General features: G+C 66.1%; 18 protein-coding genes and 1 pseudogene. 11 read left to right on the forward strand and 8 right to left on the reverse strand.

Annotated elements, in window-relative coordinates; translation table 11 throughout:
- Positions 1–113: hypothetical protein (locus DN824_RS22725; protein WP_241666722.1), on the forward strand; the 113-nt coding region annotated here is incomplete at its 5' end.
- A 96-nt stretch (positions 114–209) separates the two neighbouring features.
- Here DN824_RS22725 and DN824_RS16565 read toward each other — a convergent pair.
- Positions 210–1,610 (reverse strand): alpha/beta hydrolase, encoded by a 1,401-nt coding sequence (locus tag DN824_RS16565; RefSeq protein ID WP_138409517.1) that lies wholly within the window; start codon positions 1,608–1,610, stop codon positions 210–212.
- A gap of 332 nt (positions 1,611–1,942) precedes the next feature.
- Between DN824_RS16565 and DN824_RS16570 the strand changes: the two genes are divergently transcribed.
- Positions 1,943–3,067 (forward strand): DUF3182 family protein, encoded by a 1,125-nt coding sequence (locus DN824_RS16570; protein WP_138409518.1) that lies wholly within the window; start codon positions 1,943–1,945, stop codon positions 3,065–3,067.
- The gene (locus tag DN824_RS16575) at positions 3,054–3,866 is read left to right on the forward strand and encodes an alpha/beta hydrolase family protein (protein WP_138409519.1); all 813 of its coding nucleotides are present in this window, start codon (positions 3,054–3,056) and stop codon (positions 3,864–3,866) included. The genes DN824_RS16570 and DN824_RS16575 overlap by 14 nt, the downstream gene beginning before the upstream one ends.
- Here DN824_RS16575 and DN824_RS16580 read toward each other — a convergent pair whose 3' ends face one another.
- From DN824_RS16580 to DN824_RS16600, 5 genes and pseudogenes are all read right to left on the reverse strand, one after another.
- Positions 3,867–4,898, reverse strand: a complete 1,032-nt coding sequence (locus DN824_RS16580) for an ion transporter (protein ID WP_174236532.1) — start codon at positions 4,896–4,898, stop codon at positions 3,867–3,869.
- Positions 4,891–5,481, reverse strand: a complete 591-nt coding sequence (locus DN824_RS16585; RefSeq protein ID WP_138409520.1) for a cob(I)yrinic acid a,c-diamide adenosyltransferase — start codon at positions 5,479–5,481, stop codon at positions 4,891–4,893. Before DN824_RS16585 ends, DN824_RS16580 begins: the two co-directional genes overlap by 8 nt.
- 1 nt (position 5,482) lies before the next feature.
- Complete coding sequence (locus tag DN824_RS16590) at positions 5,483–7,507, reverse strand: sensor histidine kinase (RefSeq protein WP_138409521.1); 2,025 nt, start codon at positions 7,505–7,507, stop codon at positions 5,483–5,485.
- A gap of 41 nt (positions 7,508–7,548) precedes the next feature.
- Positions 7,549–8,460 (reverse strand): putative 2-dehydropantoate 2-reductase, encoded by a 912-nt coding sequence (locus tag DN824_RS16595; protein ID WP_138409522.1) that lies wholly within the window; start codon positions 8,458–8,460, stop codon positions 7,549–7,551.
- Positions 8,461–8,462: 2 nt separating this feature from the next.
- Positions 8,463–9,446: pseudogene (locus DN824_RS16600) on the reverse strand (GGDEF domain-containing response regulator); the annotation flags it as partial.
- A 147-nt stretch (positions 9,447–9,593) separates the two neighbouring features.
- On the opposite strand from DN824_RS16600, the gene DN824_RS16605 reads away from it, so the two are divergent.
- Both DN824_RS16605 and DN824_RS16610 read left to right on the forward strand, forming a co-directional pair.
- On the forward strand, positions 9,594–10,073 hold the full coding sequence (locus DN824_RS16605) for a YajQ family cyclic di-GMP-binding protein (RefSeq protein ID WP_138409524.1): 480 nt from the start codon (positions 9,594–9,596) through the stop codon (positions 10,071–10,073).
- Between the two features lie 91 nt (positions 10,074–10,164).
- The gene (locus DN824_RS16610) at positions 10,165–10,986 is read left to right on the forward strand and encodes a mechanosensitive ion channel family protein (RefSeq protein WP_138409525.1); all 822 of its coding nucleotides are present in this window, start codon (positions 10,165–10,167) and stop codon (positions 10,984–10,986) included.
- Between the two features lie 44 nt (positions 10,987–11,030).
- Here the strand turns inward: DN824_RS16610 and DN824_RS16615 are convergent, their stop codons facing one another.
- Together DN824_RS16615 and DN824_RS16620 are read right to left on the reverse strand one after the other, a co-directional pair.
- Positions 11,031–12,731, reverse strand: coding sequence for an AmpG family muropeptide MFS transporter (locus tag DN824_RS16615; protein WP_138409526.1), 1,701 nt, complete (start codon positions 12,729–12,731; stop codon positions 11,031–11,033).
- A gap of 42 nt (positions 12,732–12,773) precedes the next feature.
- The gene (locus DN824_RS16620; protein ID WP_138409527.1) at positions 12,774–13,178 is read right to left on the reverse strand and encodes an MGMT family protein; all 405 of its coding nucleotides are present in this window, start codon (positions 13,176–13,178) and stop codon (positions 12,774–12,776) included.
- Positions 13,179–13,260: 82 nt separating this feature from the next.
- On the opposite strand from DN824_RS16620, the gene DN824_RS16625 reads away from it, so the two are divergent.
- The 6 genes from DN824_RS16625 to DN824_RS16650 all read left to right on the forward strand — a co-directional run bounded on the left by DN824_RS16625 (position 13,261) and on the right by DN824_RS16650 (position 18,375).
- Positions 13,261–14,265: a DUF481 domain-containing protein gene (locus DN824_RS16625; protein ID WP_138409528.1), complete on the forward strand. Its 1,005-nt coding sequence runs from the start codon at positions 13,261–13,263 to the stop codon at positions 14,263–14,265.
- 158 nt (positions 14,266–14,423) lie between these two features.
- Positions 14,424–15,134 (forward strand): HugZ family pyridoxamine 5'-phosphate oxidase, encoded by a 711-nt coding sequence (locus tag DN824_RS16630; protein ID WP_138409529.1) that lies wholly within the window; start codon positions 14,424–14,426, stop codon positions 15,132–15,134.
- A 116-nt stretch (positions 15,135–15,250) separates the two neighbouring features.
- Positions 15,251–15,703 (forward strand): FxsA family protein, encoded by a 453-nt coding sequence (locus DN824_RS16635; protein ID WP_138409530.1) that lies wholly within the window; start codon positions 15,251–15,253, stop codon positions 15,701–15,703.
- Between the two features lie 251 nt (positions 15,704–15,954).
- Positions 15,955–16,248, forward strand: a complete 294-nt coding sequence (locus tag DN824_RS16640) for a co-chaperone GroES (RefSeq protein WP_138409531.1) — start codon at positions 15,955–15,957, stop codon at positions 16,246–16,248.
- 48 nt (positions 16,249–16,296) lie between these two features.
- Positions 16,297–17,937, forward strand: a complete 1,641-nt coding sequence (gene groL / locus DN824_RS16645; RefSeq protein ID WP_138409532.1) for a chaperonin GroEL — start codon at positions 16,297–16,299, stop codon at positions 17,935–17,937.
- Between the two features lie 207 nt (positions 17,938–18,144).
- Positions 18,145–18,375 carry a hypothetical protein gene (locus DN824_RS16650; RefSeq protein ID WP_138409533.1) on the forward strand — a complete coding sequence of 77 codons (231 nt, stop codon included), beginning with the start codon at positions 18,145–18,147 and terminating at the stop codon, positions 18,373–18,375.
- Positions 18,376–18,420: the final 45 nt, after the last annotated feature.

The following is an 18,420-nucleotide window of genomic DNA, read 5'->3' on the forward strand; positions in this document are numbered from 1 at the left end:
CGGGCGACGTCACCACGGTGCCGTACAAGCAGATCGTGATCGCCGTGGGCGAGGGCGCCAAGGCCTCGCTGGGGGCCTTCGATCACCTGATCCGCAGCTCGGTACCGGCCTGACCGGACGCTGCCTGGCAAGGCGCCGGGCGGGATGAAAAGGAAAGGGGCAGACCAGGGTCTGCCCCTTTTTCGTTTCTACGCGGTCGTCAGGCGCCGTCAGCGCGCGTCCTCGCAGGTCGGCAAGCCGGCCCGCATGGCGCCCTCGTTGCGGGTGAAGCGGCAGCCGTAGGCCGGATCGGCCAGGGTCCGGGCGTCGAGCACCTCGTCCCCGGCCGGCTTGACGCCGGTCTGTTCCCAGGTCGTCATCGCCGAGAACGCCTCGACCTGTTCCTGATAGCTGAAGTCGCAATGGCCGGGCGCGCGGATGGCCCGCTGCACCAGAAGCCCGCCGTTGCCATTGGCTTCGGCGCGCTTGCGGTGCAGCTGCATGTGCTTGAACGGCACGTACAGGTCGCCGAGGGTATGGATGCTCACCACCGGCACGTTGAACTCGCCACGGACCACCGGGATCCAGCGCAGGCCGTCGGGCCGCAGGTTGTTGGCCATCGGCAGGCCCAGCACACGCGGAATCGACTTGTTGAAGGCGCGCTCCTCGGCCGACAGCCGCTTGTCGTCGTCGAACTGGTAGATCGTGCCGAGGTTGCCGGTCAGCGAGTCGGCGAGGATGCCGTTGATGGTGCCGTCGCCACCGCCGGTACTCATGACCACGTCCTGATAGGCGGTCCTGAAGCCCTCGGCGAAGATCGGCCGTTCGCCGCCGCTCAACTCCCGTACGATGCCCTCGAGCTTGCGGCCCTGCTCGTTGGGTACGGTCGGATACTGCGTCCACAGATTGGCGATAATCTGCGGCAGCTTCTGCTGGAAGTCGGTGGCCGGGTATCCGCTCGGGCCAAGGCCGGCCAGGTGCTGCGCGGCCCAGGTGAAGTGGAACAGGTATTCGAACTCATAGACGTCGCCGGTCACGCCGCACATCGGCACCGACCCGTCGTAGCGCACGCGGTTGTTGGCGGTGGCGAGGGTTTCGGCTTCCACGGCCGCGGCGGCGACGTGGCCGCCCATGGAGTGGCCGGTAACGTAGCGTTTGCGGGGTTCCGGCTTGCCGGTGAGGGAGGAGAACGCCAGGGCCAGCGCGTTGGTGTCCTCCACCCCGGCGCGCGCATCGTAGTAGTTGGCGCTGTAGCTCGAGGCCGCCCAGGCATATCCGTGCTGCAGCAGCCAGGGGCGCAGCGACGGGTTGGTCACCGTCAGTTCCGCTCCGGTACCCCGGTAGCCGTGGGCATACATCACCAGTATCCCGTTCCAGTTCGGCGGCACCTCGATACGGTACGACGCGCCCTGATGGACACCGTACCAGCGCTCGCTGGGAAGCCCCGGCAGGGCATCGAAGGGCGTGGACACCGGGACGTAGATACGGCTGTCCTGCTCGCGCGTCTCGCTGTGGGCGTAGCGCGGGATGGCCGGCTTGCCCTGGGCCAGGGCCAGCGTCGTGGCGCCGCCCTGCAGCAGCAGACCGGCCAGCGCCAGGGCGCCCGCCTTTGCATGGGTGATCGGTTTCATCTGCAACCTCTCCTGCACTTTTTGTTGTTGTGGTCAGTGCACGCCATGGCGTTCGCCATGCGCTGCCGGCGGGCCAGGGGCGGCCCGTTCCGGTGTCAGCCCGTTAACCGTGGCACAGGGTGGAGGGGCGTCAAGCGGCGAGGCGCCGTACGGCAGCGCTATCACTCGCAACGATGACGCGGGTGCTGCCCAGCCTTAACCAGCGGGTCCGAAAGGGCTGAGCGGATCGTCGCCGGACCGCAGTGGTCTATCGATTATCGCGGCCTTAACGCCTGAGCGATCCGCAGCGCCCGTTGCCCCTGGGCCGAGCCGTTTTTCCGGAGCTAACGACGATGACCCGCGCAGAGACCGCTGGACGTTCACGAGTGGTACGGACCTACACCAATCGCAGCCGTGAGCCAGGCCACGAGCGTTGCGTGCATCAGGCGCTGGCCCGCCGCCTGGCCGATCTGCTGGGCCTCGTCTATGACGGCGACTGCGATCCCGGTCGCGCGGTCGCCGGGGAGGTGTACCTGGTGCCTTCGGGCACGGTGGTGGGCTGTTCCCATGCCGAGCAGCTCGGCCTGCGCGGCGAGCAGGATCTGTTCGGCGGAGTGGTGCCCTGGCCATTCGTGGCGACCAAGGCGATCACCCATCCCCTGGTCTGCCCCGATGCGCAGGCTCCGGACGGCTGGGCGACGGCCTTCGCCGAGCAGGTGCGTGGCGCCACGCTGGAGGGCTTCAGCGTATTCAGCCGTGCCGATGCGCGGCGTGCGGCCGAGCGGCTGCTGGCGCGCGGTCCGCTGCGCAGCAAGCCGGTACGGGCGACCGGTGGGCGGGGGCAGCGGCTGATCGAGTCGCTCCAGGCGCTGGATCAGGTCCTGGCCGAACTCGACGAGCGGGAACTGAACGAGTGCGGACTGGTGCTGGAGGAAAACCTGCAGCAGGTGGCGACCTTCAGCGTCGGTCAGGTGCGGGTCGGCGGCCATGTCGCGAGCTACTACGGCACCCAGCGGCTGACCCCGGACAACACCGGCGAAAGCGTCTATGGCGGCTCCGATCTGGTGGTGGTCGCCGGCCGCTTCGAGGCGCTGCGCGCGCTCGACCTGCTGCCTGAGGTGCGCCTGGCCATCGAGCAGGCGCAGCGATACGACGCCGCGGCATCCGCCTGCTACCCCGGCTTCTTCGCCTCGCGGCGCAACTACGACATCGCCGTCGGCGTCGACGCTCAGGGCCGGCCGCGCTCGGGCGTGCTCGAGCAGTCATGGCGCATCGGCGGCGCCAGCAGCGCCGAGATCGCGGCGTTGGAGGTCTTCGCGCGACCAGGCGGTCCGGCAGCTGTGCGCGCCCGTTCGGTGGAAGTCTTCGGGGAAGGCGCGCAGGTACCGAGCGCCGCGCAGGTGTTGTACCAGGGGCATGACGATGACGTCGGCTTCATCACGAAGTACGTTCTGGTGGAAGAGCATGGCAACCAATAGCGAAACGATTCAAATCGACGTAGACGACCAAACCATCGCCGGGACCTTTCTGACCCTGCCGAACAAGCTGCCCGGCATGCTTTTCGTGCATGGCTGGGGCGGCAGCCAGGAGCGTGACCTGGCGCGGGCCAGGGGCATCGCCGGCCTCGGTTGCATCTGCCTGTCGTTCGACCTGCGTGGCCATGGCCTGACGCTGGAGCAGCAGCAGAGCGTGACCCGCGAGCAGAACCTGGCCGATGTGCTGGCCGCCTATGACCGCCTGGCCGAGCATCCCGCCGTCGACCGCTCCTCGATCGCCGTGGTGGGAACCAGCTACGGAGGCTATCTGGCGGCCATTCTCACGGCCCTGCGGCCGGTCAAGTGGCTGGGCCTGCGGGTGCCGGCGCTCTACCGCGACGAAAACTGGCATACCCCCAAGCGCAAGCTGGACAAGGTCGACCTCGACCGTTACCGGCGCTCGCGCGTGACGCCCGAGGAGAACCGGGCCCTGGCGGCCTGCGCGAATTTTCGGGGCGACGTGCTGATCGTCGAGTCCGAGCACGACGACATCGTGCCCCACGAGACGATCATGAGTTACCGCGCGGCGCTGCGTAACACCCACTCGCTGACGCACCGGATCATCAATGGCGCCGACCATGGCCTGAGCGGGGACGCCTGCCAGCAGGCCTACACCTCGATCCTGGTCAACTGGGCGACCGAGATGCTGATCGGCGGTCGCCTGGGGGGCGCCCAGACCGCCGTGGATGACGTACTCAGCACCCGTAAGCAGAATGCCTCGGCGGACAGCCGGCGGGCCTGATCAGGCTGGTGGCGTCGAAGGCGGGTTGGGCCCCACGAAGCGGCTCCAGCGGCGATCGAAGATCTGCTGCTTGAGGACCTCGATGATGTCCACCAGCAGCTCTTCGAGCGCCATGTCGGTGTTCTCGTCCTGATACAGCCAGGCGTCGAAGAACTGCTCCGACAGCCCGCGGGCCAGCGCCTGGAACTGTGCGCTCTGCATGCCACCGACGGCGCCCTGCAGGAGCCGCGCGGCGATGTCGCTCAGCGCGCCGTCCAGCGTATCGGCCACCTTCCCGCCCATGGGCAGGCGACGCAGGTTGCGCATCTCCGCGTTGTCGGCCAGCGCCTGGTGGATCAGCGTGCTGACATACCCCTCGATCGCGCCACGGTGGTCCCGGTAGCCGGCCTCGACCATGCCTTGCAGGCGCCGCGACAGATCGTCGAGCAGGCGCTCGCGCCGCGGCTTGACCACGTCCCGCAGCAGCCGCTCGGCCAGGTCGTCGCTGGTGCCGATTTCCTGCTGCAGGCGGGTGAAGAGCTTGACCATCACCCGGTCCGACAGCTCCTCGAGCAGCAGCTGATAGTAGCGATTGAAGAACCCGTAGAGCGCCCAGCGGCGCATGTCGATCAGGCCGAGTCGCTGCAGACGGATCGCCAGGATGACGATGCGCAAGGCCCGCAGCCAGCGGAAGCCGCTCAGCGGGATGCAGCCCAGCACGTCGTACCAGTGGGCGAACGGGTAGTAATACCAGCGCGCATAGCGTCGCTCGCCGATCGCGACTGCCCAGCCGAGCAGGACGTCGAGGATGAAGAGGGCGACGAATGCCAGGTCGATGGCGATGAAGCGGGCATGGATCTGGGTGTCGTAGAAGCGGTGCGCGCCCGGCGCCAGGGTGGCGAGCGCGTCGTTGATCGGCGCCAGGGCGAACAGGCTGTCGAACAGGATCAGCCCCAGGTTGATGCACACCAGCAGGACGATGAAGGCTTCCCAGGCCGCATGGAGTCCCTCGCGCTTGCGCATCCTGCGGTCGATCGAGGGGGCTTCAGCCATCCGTGCGCTCCGGTGCGGGCGCCGCCTGCCAGAGCACTTCGGCCAGGTTCTGGCGGCGACCGATCAGCCGTGCGGCGACGAAGAACAGGTCCGAAAGGCGATTGAGGTAGGCGCTCAGCACGGGCCGCAGCGGTTCGCGGGCGTTGAGCAATTGGCAGCGGCGCTCGGCGGTTCGTGCCTGGCAGCGGCACACATGGGCCAGGGCGACCAGCCGCGAACCGGCCGGCAGGATGAAGTTCTCGAGCGGGCCGAGCTCCCGGTTCCAGCGGTCGACGGCCGCTTCCAGGCGGGCGATCTCGGGCTCGCCGAGGGCCTGGTACTCGGGCATCGCCAGTTCGCCTCCGAGGTCGAACAGACGGTGCTGGCAAGGCTCGAGTGCCTCGATCAGCTCGCCGAGGCCCGGCCAGCGATCCCGGCCATCGGCCAGTTCGGCCAGCAGCAGGCCGAGCTGACTGTTCAGCGTGTCCACTTCGCCGATGGCCTCGATGCGCGGGTGATCCTTGCCGACGCGGCGGCCGTCGGCCAGGCCGGTTTCGCCGCCGTCGCCGGTGCGGGTGTAGATCTTCGACAGACGATTGCCCATTTCAGCTTCCTGGTGGTGTTTGCGCCGCGTCGCTGGCCGGGCCGAGCGGCAGGCGCAGGGTGAAGGTGGTGCCTTGTCCCGGGCGGGATTGCACCTCCATCTGGCCCTTGTGATTGTTGGTGATGATGAAATACGAAACGGAAAGCCCCAGCCCGGTTCCCTGGCCGACTTCCTTGGTGGTGAAAAACGGCTCGAAGATCCGCTTGCGGATGTGCTCGGGCATGCCGTTGCCGTTGTCTTCGACCTGGATTTCGGCCCAGGACCCGGCGAGGCGGGTCCGCAGGACGATCTGGCCGTGCTTGCCGTCTTTCTGGTGGATGGCCTGCGCGGCGTTCTTCAGCAGGTTGAGCAGCACCTGCTCCAGTTCGTTGGCGATGCAGCGCACCCGGCCGAGCTCGGGGTCGAAGTCGCGGATGATCTCGATGGAGCGAAAGTCGAAGCCCTCGGCCAGGTCGAAGTCGTTGCCGGCGATCTCCAGTGCCTGGTCGATCAGTGTCGGGAGCGGGCAGTCGGCCAGCTCGCGGTTGCTCATGCGGCTGAAGCTGAGCATGTGGGTGACGATCTTGGCGGCGCGTGCGCCGGCCTGCTGGATGCCGTCGAGCAATTCGGGCACCTCGCGGCGTTCGAGGTAGCGGTTGATCGCCTCGAGCTGTACGCCGGTTTCCTCGGCCGCCTCGCGGTTGCGCTCGAGCTCGGGGGACAGCCGCCTGCGGATGTTCTGGGCGTTGTGCAGGATCGCCCCGAGGGGGTTGTTGATTTCGTGGGCCATGCCGGCCGCCAGGCCGCCGACCGAGAGCATCTTCTCCGACTGCACCATCATTTCTTCCATGCCGATGCGCTCGGTGATGTCGTCGATGCGGATGACCACGCCCCGACCGGCGCCGCCGCTCAGCGGGTAGAAGGTGAGGGCGTAGTGGTGGGGTTCCTCGCCGCGCATCCAGGTGACGCGCTCGACCTTCTCGACCTGGTGCTGCTCGGCGGTGCGGCGGATCTGCGCGAGAAACGGCTTGAGCGGCTCGAAGGCGAGGAACACCGGCAGGTTCAGCGCCTCGGCCAGCGGGGTGCCGGAGAGCACGCTGGCTTCCTTGTTCCACTGGGTGACGTAGAGCTGGTCGTCCAGCGCGATGAGCGCCGATGGCATCGAGTCGATGATGCTGTTGAGGTAGTTCTGGAAGCCGGTGAGCTTGCGCTCGATCTTGCTGCGGACCTGGACCTCCAGTTCCAGCTTGCGGTTGGAAGCGCGTGTCTCCTCGGCGAGCCCCTGGGCATGGTCGAAGGCGGCCTGGGCGTCGTCGCGGGCACGCTTGAGCTGCTGCTCGCGGGCTTCCATGCGCGAGAGCATGGTGTTGAAGGCATCGGCCAGGCGGCCGATCTCGTCGTGGTTCTTCGGCGAGGCGCGCAGCGAGTAGTTCTCTTCGCGGGTCACCTGGCGCGACAGCCGCTCCAGCTCGCGGATCGGCCGGGTGATCAGGCCGCGGATCTGGCGGGCGACGAAGAACCACAGTGCGACGCTGAGCAGCAGGATCACCAGGCTCGCGCTCAGGGTGCCGGTGTAGAAGGCCCCCGGAAGTTCGCTGCTGGCCACCATCAGCAGATGGCCTGGCGGGCCGTCGGGCTGGGGCAGTTCGGTCAGCAGGTTGGCGCGGAACTCGCCGAGCCGCCAGCGATTGAGCTCGTCGAGGTGCTCGGGCAGGCGCAGGCGCTCACCGCGGTGCAGTTGCGCCAGGGCGGTTCCGTCGGGGCTGTAGATCATCGCCGCGCGCAGCGGCTCGTAGCTGTCCAGGCGTTGCAGCAGTTCGCTGGCCGATTGCGGAGAGGCCAGCGCCGTGCGGCTCAGTTCGGGTGAGGAAAACAGGCCGCCCAGGGTATGCATGGCCTGGGGCGCGACGCTTTGCTGCGAAATCCAGTAGGCGGCGCTGATGAAGGCGAGGTTGGCGACCAGCAACACGGCCATCAGCAGGACGAGCAGGGCGACCAGCAGCTTGCGGCCAACCGGGAGATTTTCGAGACGCTGGCGCAGGGTCATGGCATCGGATCGGCAGGGCGTCCCTGCAGGTTAGCGGCGCTTCAGTCCTGGGGCAATCCGCGCGCGGCCAGGTGCTGGCGCAGGCGTCGATGCAGATCGTGCAGCCGGGGCAGCGCGAGACCAAGGCGATCGGCGCTGGCGCAGGCGTGGCCGAGCAGGTAGCCGACTTCCGTACGCCGGTGCTGACGCACGTCCTGATGCATCGAGGAGTAGTTGGCGGCCGTGGCGTCCACCACCTGCCAGACCTGTTCGCGCAGGCCTGTGGCGGCTTCGTTCAGCCCGTTGGCCTGCAGCAGCTGGACGAGCTCGGCGCAGAGCGCGTCGACCTCGGCGTGGTGGTTGCCCAGCTCGCCGTTGCGGCAGTCGTGCAGCACCGTGAGCGGGTTGATGGCGCAATTGAGGGCGAGCTTGCGCCACAATCGCGCCGTGATGTCGGGGGACCAGCAATGGGGAATGCCCGCGTCGTCGAGGTGTTGCAGCCAGTCCGGCTCGGCGCCGCCCTGTGGATCGCCCAGCCAGTTCTGGCCCCGGCCGGCGAACACCACGCGCCAGTCCGCCTCGCGATAGGCGCCCTCGGTGCTGGACGCGAACAGGCAGCGGGCCTGCGGCCAGCGGGCGGCGATCGCCTGTTGCGCACCGAGGCCGTTTTGCAGGAGCACCAGCTCGGCACCCGGTTGCAGCCGATGGGCGACCTGGGCGACCGCCTCTTCGGCGTCGTACGCCTTGCAGGCGACCAGCAGGCGCCGGATCGGCGTGGCGGCGGTGGGCAGCTGGGCGGCGATCGGGTAGACGCTGGCCTGGCCATCCTCGATGAGCGTCAGGCCGCTCGCGGCGCGATAGGCCGCCAGGCGTTCGCTGCTGCGCAGGATCAGTTGCACCGGGACGCCGGCACGTGCCAGGCGAGTGGCCCAGAGACTGCCCAGGCTGCCGGCGCCGAGGACGTGCCAGCTCATGCTCAGGCCGGCTGCGGTTGTGGCAGGCGCTGGGGTGCGATGCGGCCGGTCACGTAGGCGTCGGGCAGCAGGGCGGCGGCGCGGTCCATGATGGCCTGCGGCTCGATCGGCAGGGCCTTGGCGTCGAGCCCGACCAGGCTGATGCCGGCCTTGAGGCTGATGAAGCCTTCGCTGGTCTTGAACGCCTTGAGGTTGAGCCCTTCATGCAGGCGACGGAAGCTGCTCGGCGAGCATTCGTGCAGGTCGTCGAGCAGGGTGATCAGGCCGAAGTGGCTGTCGTCCAGGCGGGTCAGCACGTCCAGTGGCCGTACCAGCTGCTGCAGGCGCCGGGCGACGCCGTGCAGCAGTTCGTTGAAGAAGGCCTCGCCGTAGCGATGGCGCAGCGCGGCGGCTTCCGGCAGGCCGATCATCAGATAGCAGACGGCGCTACCGCGGTATTCGATCTGGCGCAGGCTGTCGTACATCTTCTGGCGCAGGTAGCGGGCGTTGCCGAGGCCGGTCAGCGGGTCGACCAGGTTGCGCTGCTCGAGGCTGGCGATGTTCTCGGTGAGCATGCGCTTTTCCTGCAGCAGGCGCTGCAGCGTGTTGCACAGGCGGTCGGCGGCGAGCACGCGGGGCACCAGTTGCTCGTTCATCGCCGACTTGCTGATGAAGTCATCGACCCCATGGTCGAAGGCCTGGCCGAGCACGTTTTCGCCTTCGCGGCCGGTCAGCAGGATGATGTAGCTGTAGTGATCGGTCATCTCGTCGAGCTGGCGGATGCGGCCGGTCAGTTCGAGCCCGTCGATCTCGGGCATCAGCCAGTCGGCGAGGATCACGCTGGCGGGGCGCTCCTCGAGTTGTTCCAGCGCCCCGAGGGCACTGCTGGCGAAGCGGATATCCTGATAGCCGGCCTGGGTCAGGGCGCGGCCGATCATGGCGCTGGAGAACTTAGCGTCATCGACCACCAGGATGCTGAGTTGAGCGTTGGGCATGGGCAGACTCGAATGGGAAGGGTAAAAGTGACGCAATCGTTTTGCCCGGGCAGCCAGGCGCTGTCATGGCGACCAGTTATAATGACCGCCCATTTGAAACGTCAAGCTGCGCGCCAACCCTTGTTCCAAGGCTGCGCGCCTTTTCTCTGGAGGAACCCCATGCCCTCGTTCGACGTGGTGTCCGAACTGGACAAACATGAAGTGACCAACGCCGTCGATAACGCCGTCAAGGAGCTCGAACGTCGTTACGATCTGCGCGGTAAAGGCAGCTTCGAATTCAAGGAACTCACCGTGCACATGACCGCGGAGGCCGAGTTCCAGTTGGAGCAGATGGTCGAGATCCTCAAGCTCAGCCTGGCCAAGCGCAAGATCGACGTGCAGTGCCTCGAGTTCAAGGATGCCTATCCCTCGGGTAAGACCGTCAAGCAGGACGTAGTACTCCGCGAAGGGATCGACAAGGAACTGGCGAAGAAGATCGTCGGCCACGTCAAGGACACCAAGCTCAAGGTGCAGGCCGCCATCCAGGGCGAGCAGGTGCGCATCACCGGCAAGAAGCGCGATGACCTGCAGGAGGCCATCGCCGCGCTGCGGGCCAAGGATTTCGGCATGCCGCTGCAGTTCAACAACTTCCGCGACTGATTGGCGGGCGCTGCCCGCGCCCGTCCCGCCTCACCGCCGCCGCTCGGCCGATGCCGCCGCGGCGCACGCCTGACTGGAGCGTTTCCCTGCAATGGACATGACTTACCTGATCGACCTTTCCGAAACCTGGTTTCCCCTCGCGCTGCAGTACGGCGCCCAGGTGACCCTGGCGCTGCTGACGCTGGTGATCGGCTGGTGGCTGATCAACGCGCTCAACACCCGGATCGGCGGTTTGCTGCAACGGCGCAGCGTGGACCCGACCCTGCACGGGTTCATCGGCAGCCTCGCCGGCATCCTGCTCAAGGGACTGCTGCTGATCAGCGTGGCCTCGATGGTCGGGGTCGAGACCACCTCCTTCATCGCGATGATCGGTGCCGCCGGCCTGGCGGTCGGCCTGGCGTTGCAGGGCAGCCTGGCGAACTTCGCCGGTGGCGTGCTGATCCTGCTGTTCCGTCCGTTCAAGGTCGGCGACTGGATCGAAGCCCAGGGCGTGGCGGGCACCGTCACCTCGATCCAGATCTTCCACACCACCCTCAGGACGGGCGATGCCAAGACGGTGATCGTGCCCAACGGCAGCCTTTCCAACAGCAACATCACCAATTTTTCCCGGGAGCCGCGGCGGCGCGCGGAGATCAACCTAGGGATCGACTACGGCAGCGACATCAAGCTCGCCCGCCAGGTGTTGCTGGAGATCGCCAGCGAAGACGAGCGGGTGCTCGACGATCCGGCGCCGGCGGTGTTCGTGACCGGGCTGGGCGACAGCGCGGTGAACCTGTCGTTGCGGGTCTGGGTGGCGACACCCGACTTCTGGCCGGTGACCTTCGCCTTCACCGAACTGGCCAAGGAGCGTCTCACCGCCGCGGGCGTGGGCATTCCGTTCCCGCAGCGGGTGGTGCACCTGGTTCAGAGCTAGGCGTTGCGCCTATGAAAAAGCCGGCGCAAGCCGGCTTTTTCATGTCAGACGCGCTCGCTGGCCGGGTCGGCGCCGTTCGGTTCGGCGCCGAGGCGGCTGCGCTTCCACTGCCAGGCGATCAGGATCAGGGTCGGCACGCCCAGCAGGGCGGTGACCAGGAAGAAATCGCTGTAGCCGAGGGTCTCGACCATGACCCCGGAGTAGCCGCCGATCAGCCGCGGCAGCAGCATCATCAGCGAGCTGAGCAGCGCGTACTGGGTGGCCGAGAACTTCAGGTTGGTCAGGCTCGACAGGTAGGCGACGAACGCCGTGGAGGCGAGGCCGGCACTGAAGTTGTCGCAGGAGATGGTGATCACCAGCATCTGCAGGTTGGCGCCCATCCCCGCCAGCACCACGAACATCAGGTTGGTGGCGGCGGAGGCCAGGCCGCCGATGAACAGGATCGGCAGGATGCTGAAGCGCACGATGAGCAGGCCGCCGAAAGCCGCGCCGAGCAGGGTCATCACCAGCCCGAACAGTTTGCTGACGCTGGCGATCTGGTCCTTGGTGAAGCCCTGGTCGATGTAGAAGACGTTGGCCATCACCCCCATCACCGTGTCGGACATCCGGTAGGTGGCGATCAGGCCCAGCAGCAGCAGCGCCTGCCAGCGATAGCGAAGGATGAAGTCGGTGATCGGTGTCAGCACCGGCCCCATGAGGATGCGCCCGGGGCCCGACAGGCAACCCATGCAGATCAGCAGGTACATGGTGCCGCGCGGCCAGTAGCCACCGAAGTAGGACTTGAACATGCCGCCGGTGGCCACCAGCAGGATGATCAGCAGGATCACCGAGACGGCCTGGTGGACGAAATCGAAGTGGGTCGGTCGCTGGCGCGCCTTGGCCTGCGCCAGCATCTGGCGTACCGGTACCAGCAGCGTCAGGCCCACCGGCGACAGGGTGCCGATGATGAACAGGGCATAGAGCGTTGCGCGCGGCCAGGCCTGGGCGATCAGCGCGTTGATCATGGCCGGCACCGAGATCAGCAGCACCAGCAGCAGCCCGACCGCCGCCAGCTGATGGTTGAAACTGTGCCGGGACGGGCTGCTGGGCAGCGGTTGGCCGACGTCCGGCTCGCGGATCACCAGGCTCGTGATCAGTCCGGGGATGATCAGCAACGCGAAGACGATATAGGTGACGGTCCAGGCGCCCTGCTGGTAGTCGACGCGGCTCGAGCCCAGCCACTCGGCGAGGAACAGCGCGCCGGCGCTGGCCAGCAGCATGGCGATGCGATAGCCGGTCATATAGGTGGCGGCGAGGGTGGCCTGAAGCTTGTCCTCGGCGATTTCCAGGCGGTAGGCGTCGATCGCGATGTCCTGGGTCGCCGAGGCGAAGGCGACCGCCACGGCAAGGGCGATCAGCAGGGTGAGGTGGGTCTGCGGGTTGCACAGCGCCATGCCGATCAGGCCGATGGCGATCACCAGCTGCGACAGCACCAGCCAGGAGCGCCGGCGGCCGAGACTGCCGATCCAGGGTAGTCGCCACTGGTCGAGCATCGGCGACCAGACCCACTTGAAGGCATAGGCCAGGCTGATCCAGCTGGCGAACCCGATCGTCTCGCGCGAAACGCCTGCCTCGCGCAGCCAGACCGACAGCGTCGAGAACACGAGGACGGCGGGCAGGCCGGCAGCGAAGCCCAGCAACAGCAGCGCAAGGCTGGCGGGGCTGGCATAGGCGGCGAGGGCGTCGCGCCATGATTCACGGGACATACGGCGGAGATCTGTCATGAATGGGACACGAAGAGGCGCACTCTAACCGCTGTGCTCCGTCGAAAGCCAGCCGTGCCGACGCACGTCCACCCGGTCGTTGACGATGCTCACTCCTTCCGCCCGCAGACGCGCCCGCTGCTCCTGTCCCGAGGGTGTCCCGGCCGGCAGGCTCAGGCGGCCACCCGCGGCGATCACCCGGTGCCACGGCAGGCTGGTGCCCTCGGGCAGTTGCGACAGGGTGCGCCCGACCCAGCGAGCGGCGCGACCCAGTCCGGCCCGCGCCGCCAGCTCGCCGTAACTGACGACCTTGCCCGGAGGAATCTGCGCCATGGTCAGGTAGAGCGCCGCGCGTCGGCGCTGCGGCTCGTCGTCTTCAGGCGGCTTCAAGCTGTGAACGTCATCGATTTTCTGCACATCGTCGTGGTTGCCGTTGAACTTACCGACCATCGGTACTGTCTCTGCTTGCCGAGAATCCGAGCATAGGGATAATGCGTTCCATTTCCAGCCCCGAGCCCTTTTCAGACTTTCTATGCTAACCAGATCCCTGCTCTGCGTAACGCTTGCCGCCCTTTCGTCCCCGTTGCTCGCCGATACCGTATGGTTGAAGAACGGCGACCGTCTCACCGGAAACATCACCCTGCTGGACGGGGGCAAGCTGCTCCTGGAAACGAGCTATGGCGGCTCCATCCCGCTGAGGTGGTCGCAGATATCCACGCTGGAAAGCGACCGCGAGCTGCTCATCAAGCAGGACGACGCCTATGGGCAGATCACCAAGACGATCCAGGCGGGGGAGCCAGGGTACGTGACGCTGGTCAACGGCAACCAACCGGTCACGGTCGAGCTGTCCAGCATCAGCCAGATCATCCAGCCCAAGCCGCTGATCGAGGATTTCACCTGGACGGGCAACGTCGACGTGGCCTTCGACTACAAACGCGCGGAAAACGACAGCGAAGACCATGACGTCGCGCTCAAGACCAGCGCGCGTCACGGGCTCTGGCGTCACAACGCGCAGGCCAAGTACACCCGCGATTCGCGCAACGAGGTGGAAACCGCGGACAACTGGGAGGCCGAATACGCGCTGGACCGCTTCCTCACGGAGCAGTGGTTCTGGCAGGGACGGGTCGATTACAAGCGCGACAACATCGAGGAGATCAGCCGCCAGCGCACCCTCGGTACCGGTCCCGGTTACCAGTTCTGGGACAACGAGCTGGGCGCCTTCTCTCTGGCTTCGCTGTTCAACCGCCGTGACTACGAGTTCGCCGACGGCAGCAGCGACTCCTTCTATGCGGCCACGATCAAGTGGGACTACAACCGCTTCTTCGCCGGCAAGACCTTCGAGCTCTTCACCCACGGCGAAATCGGCAAGCCTCTGGCGAGCGTCGCCGAATACTCGCTCGATGCCCAGGCCGGCCTGCGCTACAAGGTCACCGACTGGGCCTCGCTGAACATTCGTGCCGAGAAGGACATCGTCAGCGGCTCGGACCAGGACCTGGACGAGACCCGCTACCTGATGGGCTTCGGCGTCGGCTGGTAAGGTCGCTCGTCGGAACAGGAAGCCCCGCCTGGTGCGGGGCTTTTTCATATCTGGCGATTGCTCGCCAGCGCCTCGTCCGCGCCGTCGCGCAAGGTCCGCCGCGAGCCGTTATGCTGGGGCTTCCGCTCGATGACGAACCACGTGACAGGAGACCGAACGTGAGCGCCGAGGCCGCAAAGCTTGCCCGACAGTTGTTGCTCAAGGAGTACCGTGGCGTGCTCTCCACCCATTCGAAGGCGATGCCCGGCTTTCCGTTCGGCTCGGTGGTGCCGTACTGCCTGGACGCTCAGGGCCATCCGCTGATCCTCATCAGCCGGATTGCCCAGCACACCCATAACCTCAAGGTGGACGGCCGCTGTTCGCTGCTGGTCGGCGAGCGCGGCGCCGAGGACGTACAGGCGGCGGGTCGGCTGACTCTGCTGGCCACGGCCACGCCACTCGAGACGGCCCAGATCGAGGCGGCCGCCCAGCGCTACTACCGGTATTTCCCCGAGTCGCGCGACTACCACCGCGCCCACGACTTCGATTTCTGGCGCCTGGAGCCGGTGCGCTGGCGCTACATCGGCGGCTTCGGCGCCATTCACTGGCTCGACCAGGTGGCCCTGGCCAACCCCTTCGCCGGCGACGCCGAGACGGGCATGGTCGAGCACATGAACGCCGACCATGGCGCGGCCATCGCCCATTACGTCGAGCTGGCGGGGCTGCCCACCGAGCCGGGCGCCGAACTCGTCGGAATCGACAGCGAGGGCTTCCACCTGCGCATCGGGCGCTCGCTGCACTGGCTGCCCTTCGGCCAGACGTGCGGCAACCCCGGCGCGGTACGGCAGGCGCTGGTGGCGCTTGCGCGCGCGTCGCGATGGCCGGACTGAGGTGCTGGCGCCGGGAATAATCGGTTACAGGCAAATTTGCCCAGCGGGGTTGAATTCATCGGCGCGCGGCGTCACTAACGGAGAATCGGAAGCCGTTCTTCCGCCAAGGAACATCAATGCGCATCTTCTTCTTTCTTTTTCTGCTGTTTCCGCTGGCTGAGCTGGCGCTGCTGATCAAGGTCGGCAGTTCCATCGGTGTGCTGGCAACGCTCCTGCTGCTGGTGGTCAGCGGCATGGCCGGCATCCTGGTGCTGCGCCTCGCCGGCTTCGCCACCGCCTGGCGCGCCCGCGAACGTCTGGCCCGCGGCGAACTGCCCGAGCGCGAAATGCTCCAGGGCCTGATCATGGCGATCGGTGGCGGGCTGCTGATCCTGCCCGGCCTGATCAGCGATGTGATCGGCCTGCTGATTCTCTTCCCGCCGACCCGCAAATTGCTGCTGGGTCGGGTCCAGCGACGCTTCGAGGCACAGGCCCAGCGTCGCCGCGCGTTCGCCGACGACCTTCAGGCGCGCTCCGGTGGCGAGGGGCCCAAGGTCATCGAAGGGGAATGGGAGCGGCGCGATCGCTAAGAACGCGCCGTCGACAGAAGCCGGCATGTGGCGATGCATGCCGGCTTTTCGTTTTTTCGGGCAGAAATTTTTGCCCGAGCCCTTGAAATAAACCTGGCTGCCCGCATGTAGCGGTCACCGTAAGGTCGCTGTCGTTTCGACAGTCAGTCTTCTGCGGCTTGCCCGGCAAGTCGCAACCGGCACCGCCGGCTTTGCTAACCCGCCGATCAGATGGATCGGCATGGAAACCACTCTACTAGGAGAGATCGACAATGAAGCTTCGTCCTCTGCATGACCGCGTCGTCATTCGTCGCAGCGAAGAAGAAACCAAGACCGCAGGCGGCATCGTCCTGCCGGGTTCCGCTGCCGAGAAGCCGAATCGCGGCGAGATCGTTGCCGTGGGTACCGGTCGCGTGCTGGACAACGGCGAAGTTCGTCCGCTGGCCGTCAAGGTTGGTGATCAGGTGGTATTCGGCCCTTACTCGGGTAGCAACACCGTCAAGGTCGATGGCGAAGACCTGCTGGTGATGAGCGAGAACGAAATCCTCGCGGTCGTCGAAGCCTGATTTCGACCCGTCTGCATCACTAAATTTACAGAGTTGAGGGATAAGTAAATGGCAGCTAAAGAAGTCAAATTCGGTGATTCCGCACGCAAGAAGATGCTGGTTGGCGTAAACGTCCTGGCTGACGCGGTCAAGGCGACCCTCGGCCCGAAAGGCCGCAACGTCGTCCTGGAAAAGAGCTTCGGCGCTCCTTCGATCACCAAGGACGGCGTGTCCGTGGCCAAGGAAATCGAGCTCAAGGACAAGTTCGAGAACATGGGCGCCCAGCTGGTCAAGGACGTCGCGTCCAAGGCCAACGACGCTGCCGGTGACGGCACCACCACCGCGACCGTTCTGGCTCAGGCGATCGTCAACGAAGGCCTGAAGGCCGTCGCGGCCGGCATGAACCCGATGGACCTCAAGCGCGGCATCGACAAGGCGACCATCGCCATCGTCGCCGAGCTGAAGAACCTGTCCAAGCCGTGCGCCGACTACAAGGCCATCGCTCAGGTCGGCACCATCTCCGCCAACTCCGACGACTCCATCGGCAAGATCATTGCCGAAGCCATGGAAAAGGTCGGCAAGGAAGGCGTCATCACCGTTGAAGAAGGCTCGGGCCTGGAGAACGAACTGTCGGTCGTCGAAGGCATGCAGTTCGACCGTGGCTACCTGTCCCCCTACTTCATCAACAAGCCGGACACCATGGTCGCCGAGCTGGACAGCCCGCTGCTGCTGCTGGTCGACAAGAAGATCTCCAACATCCGCGAGATGCTGCCGGTCCTCGAAGCCGTCGCCAAGGCTGGCCGTCCGCTGCTGATCGTCGCCGAAGACGTCGAAGGCGAAGCCCTGGCTACCCTGGTGGTCAACAACATGCGCGGCATCGTCAAGGTCGCCGCGGTCAAGGCGCCTGGCTTCGGCGATCGCCGCAAGGCCATGCTGCAGGACATCGCCATCCTCACCGGCGGTACCGTGATTTCCGAAGAAGTCGGCCTGAGCCTGGAAACCACTACCCTGGAGCACCTGGGTAACGCCAAGCGCGTGGTCCTGAACAAGGAAAACACCACCATCATCGACGGTGCCGGCCAGCAGGCCGACATCGAAGCCCGCGTTGCGCAGATCCGCAAGCAGGTCGAAGAAACCACTTCCGACTACGACAAGGAAAAGCTGCAAGAGCGTCTGGCCAAGCTGGCTGGCGGTGTTGCCGTGATCAAGGTCGGTGCCGGTACCGAAGTCGAGATGAAAGAGAAGAAAGCACGCGTCGAAGACGCCCTGCACGCGACCCGTGCAGCCGTCGAAGAAGGCGTGGTGCCTGGCGGTGGCGTTGCCCTGGTGCGCGCCCTGCAGGCCATCTCCGAGCTCAAGGGTGACAACGAAGACCAGAACGTCGGTATCACGCTGCTGCGTCGCGCCGTCGAAGCGCCGCTGCGCCAGATCGTCGCCAACGCCGGTGGCGAGCCGAGCGTGGTGGTCGACAAGGTCAAGCAGGGTTCGGGCAACTTCGGCTTCAACGCTGCGACCGACGAGTACGGCGACATGATCGAGATGGGTATCCTCGACCCGGCCAAGGTCACCCGTACTGCGCTGCAGGCCGCTGCCTCCATCGGCAGCCTGATGATCACCACCGAAGCGATGATCGCCGAAGTGGCTGATGACAAGGCTGCCCCGGCCATGCCGGATATGGGTGGCATGGGCGGTATGGGCGGCATGATGTAAGCCGACCAGTCGTCAGAAAAAACCCCGACTCGTTCGGGGTTTTTTTATTTCCGTGAGCAGGGGGAAAAGGAATCAGGCAGAGTGTCTGCCTCGTTCGCCCGATGTTGCTGGGATGCCCTGGACCACTCGTCGCCGGAGTGGGCAGGTGTGCGAACTCTGGCCTAGTGTTAGATCACTCATCCGTACCGCACATCAAGGGCTTACGTCATGAAGCTTGAAATCGCACGAGGTTTGTTTCTGGTGGGGGCGCTGGGCGTCGCATCGTTATGTGCCGCTGCGTGGCACGAGCCCGATTCGAACGTGGTGAAGAGCAACAACGGCCTGGGTTATTGCCCGGCACCGCCCAGCGTCAGGCTCAAGCAGGCCGAGATGCGGCCGGACCAGGATCTGCTGCTGTTCATGTACAGCCTTTCGCAGGGCATGCGTTCCAGCGGCTGAGCGTTCAACCCGTACCGGTGAGTCGAAGCGCGGCGCCTGTTCAGG

This window comes from Stutzerimonas nosocomialis, assembly GCF_005876855.1.
Classification (GTDB): domain Bacteria; phylum Pseudomonadota; class Gammaproteobacteria; order Pseudomonadales; family Pseudomonadaceae; genus Stutzerimonas; species Stutzerimonas nosocomialis.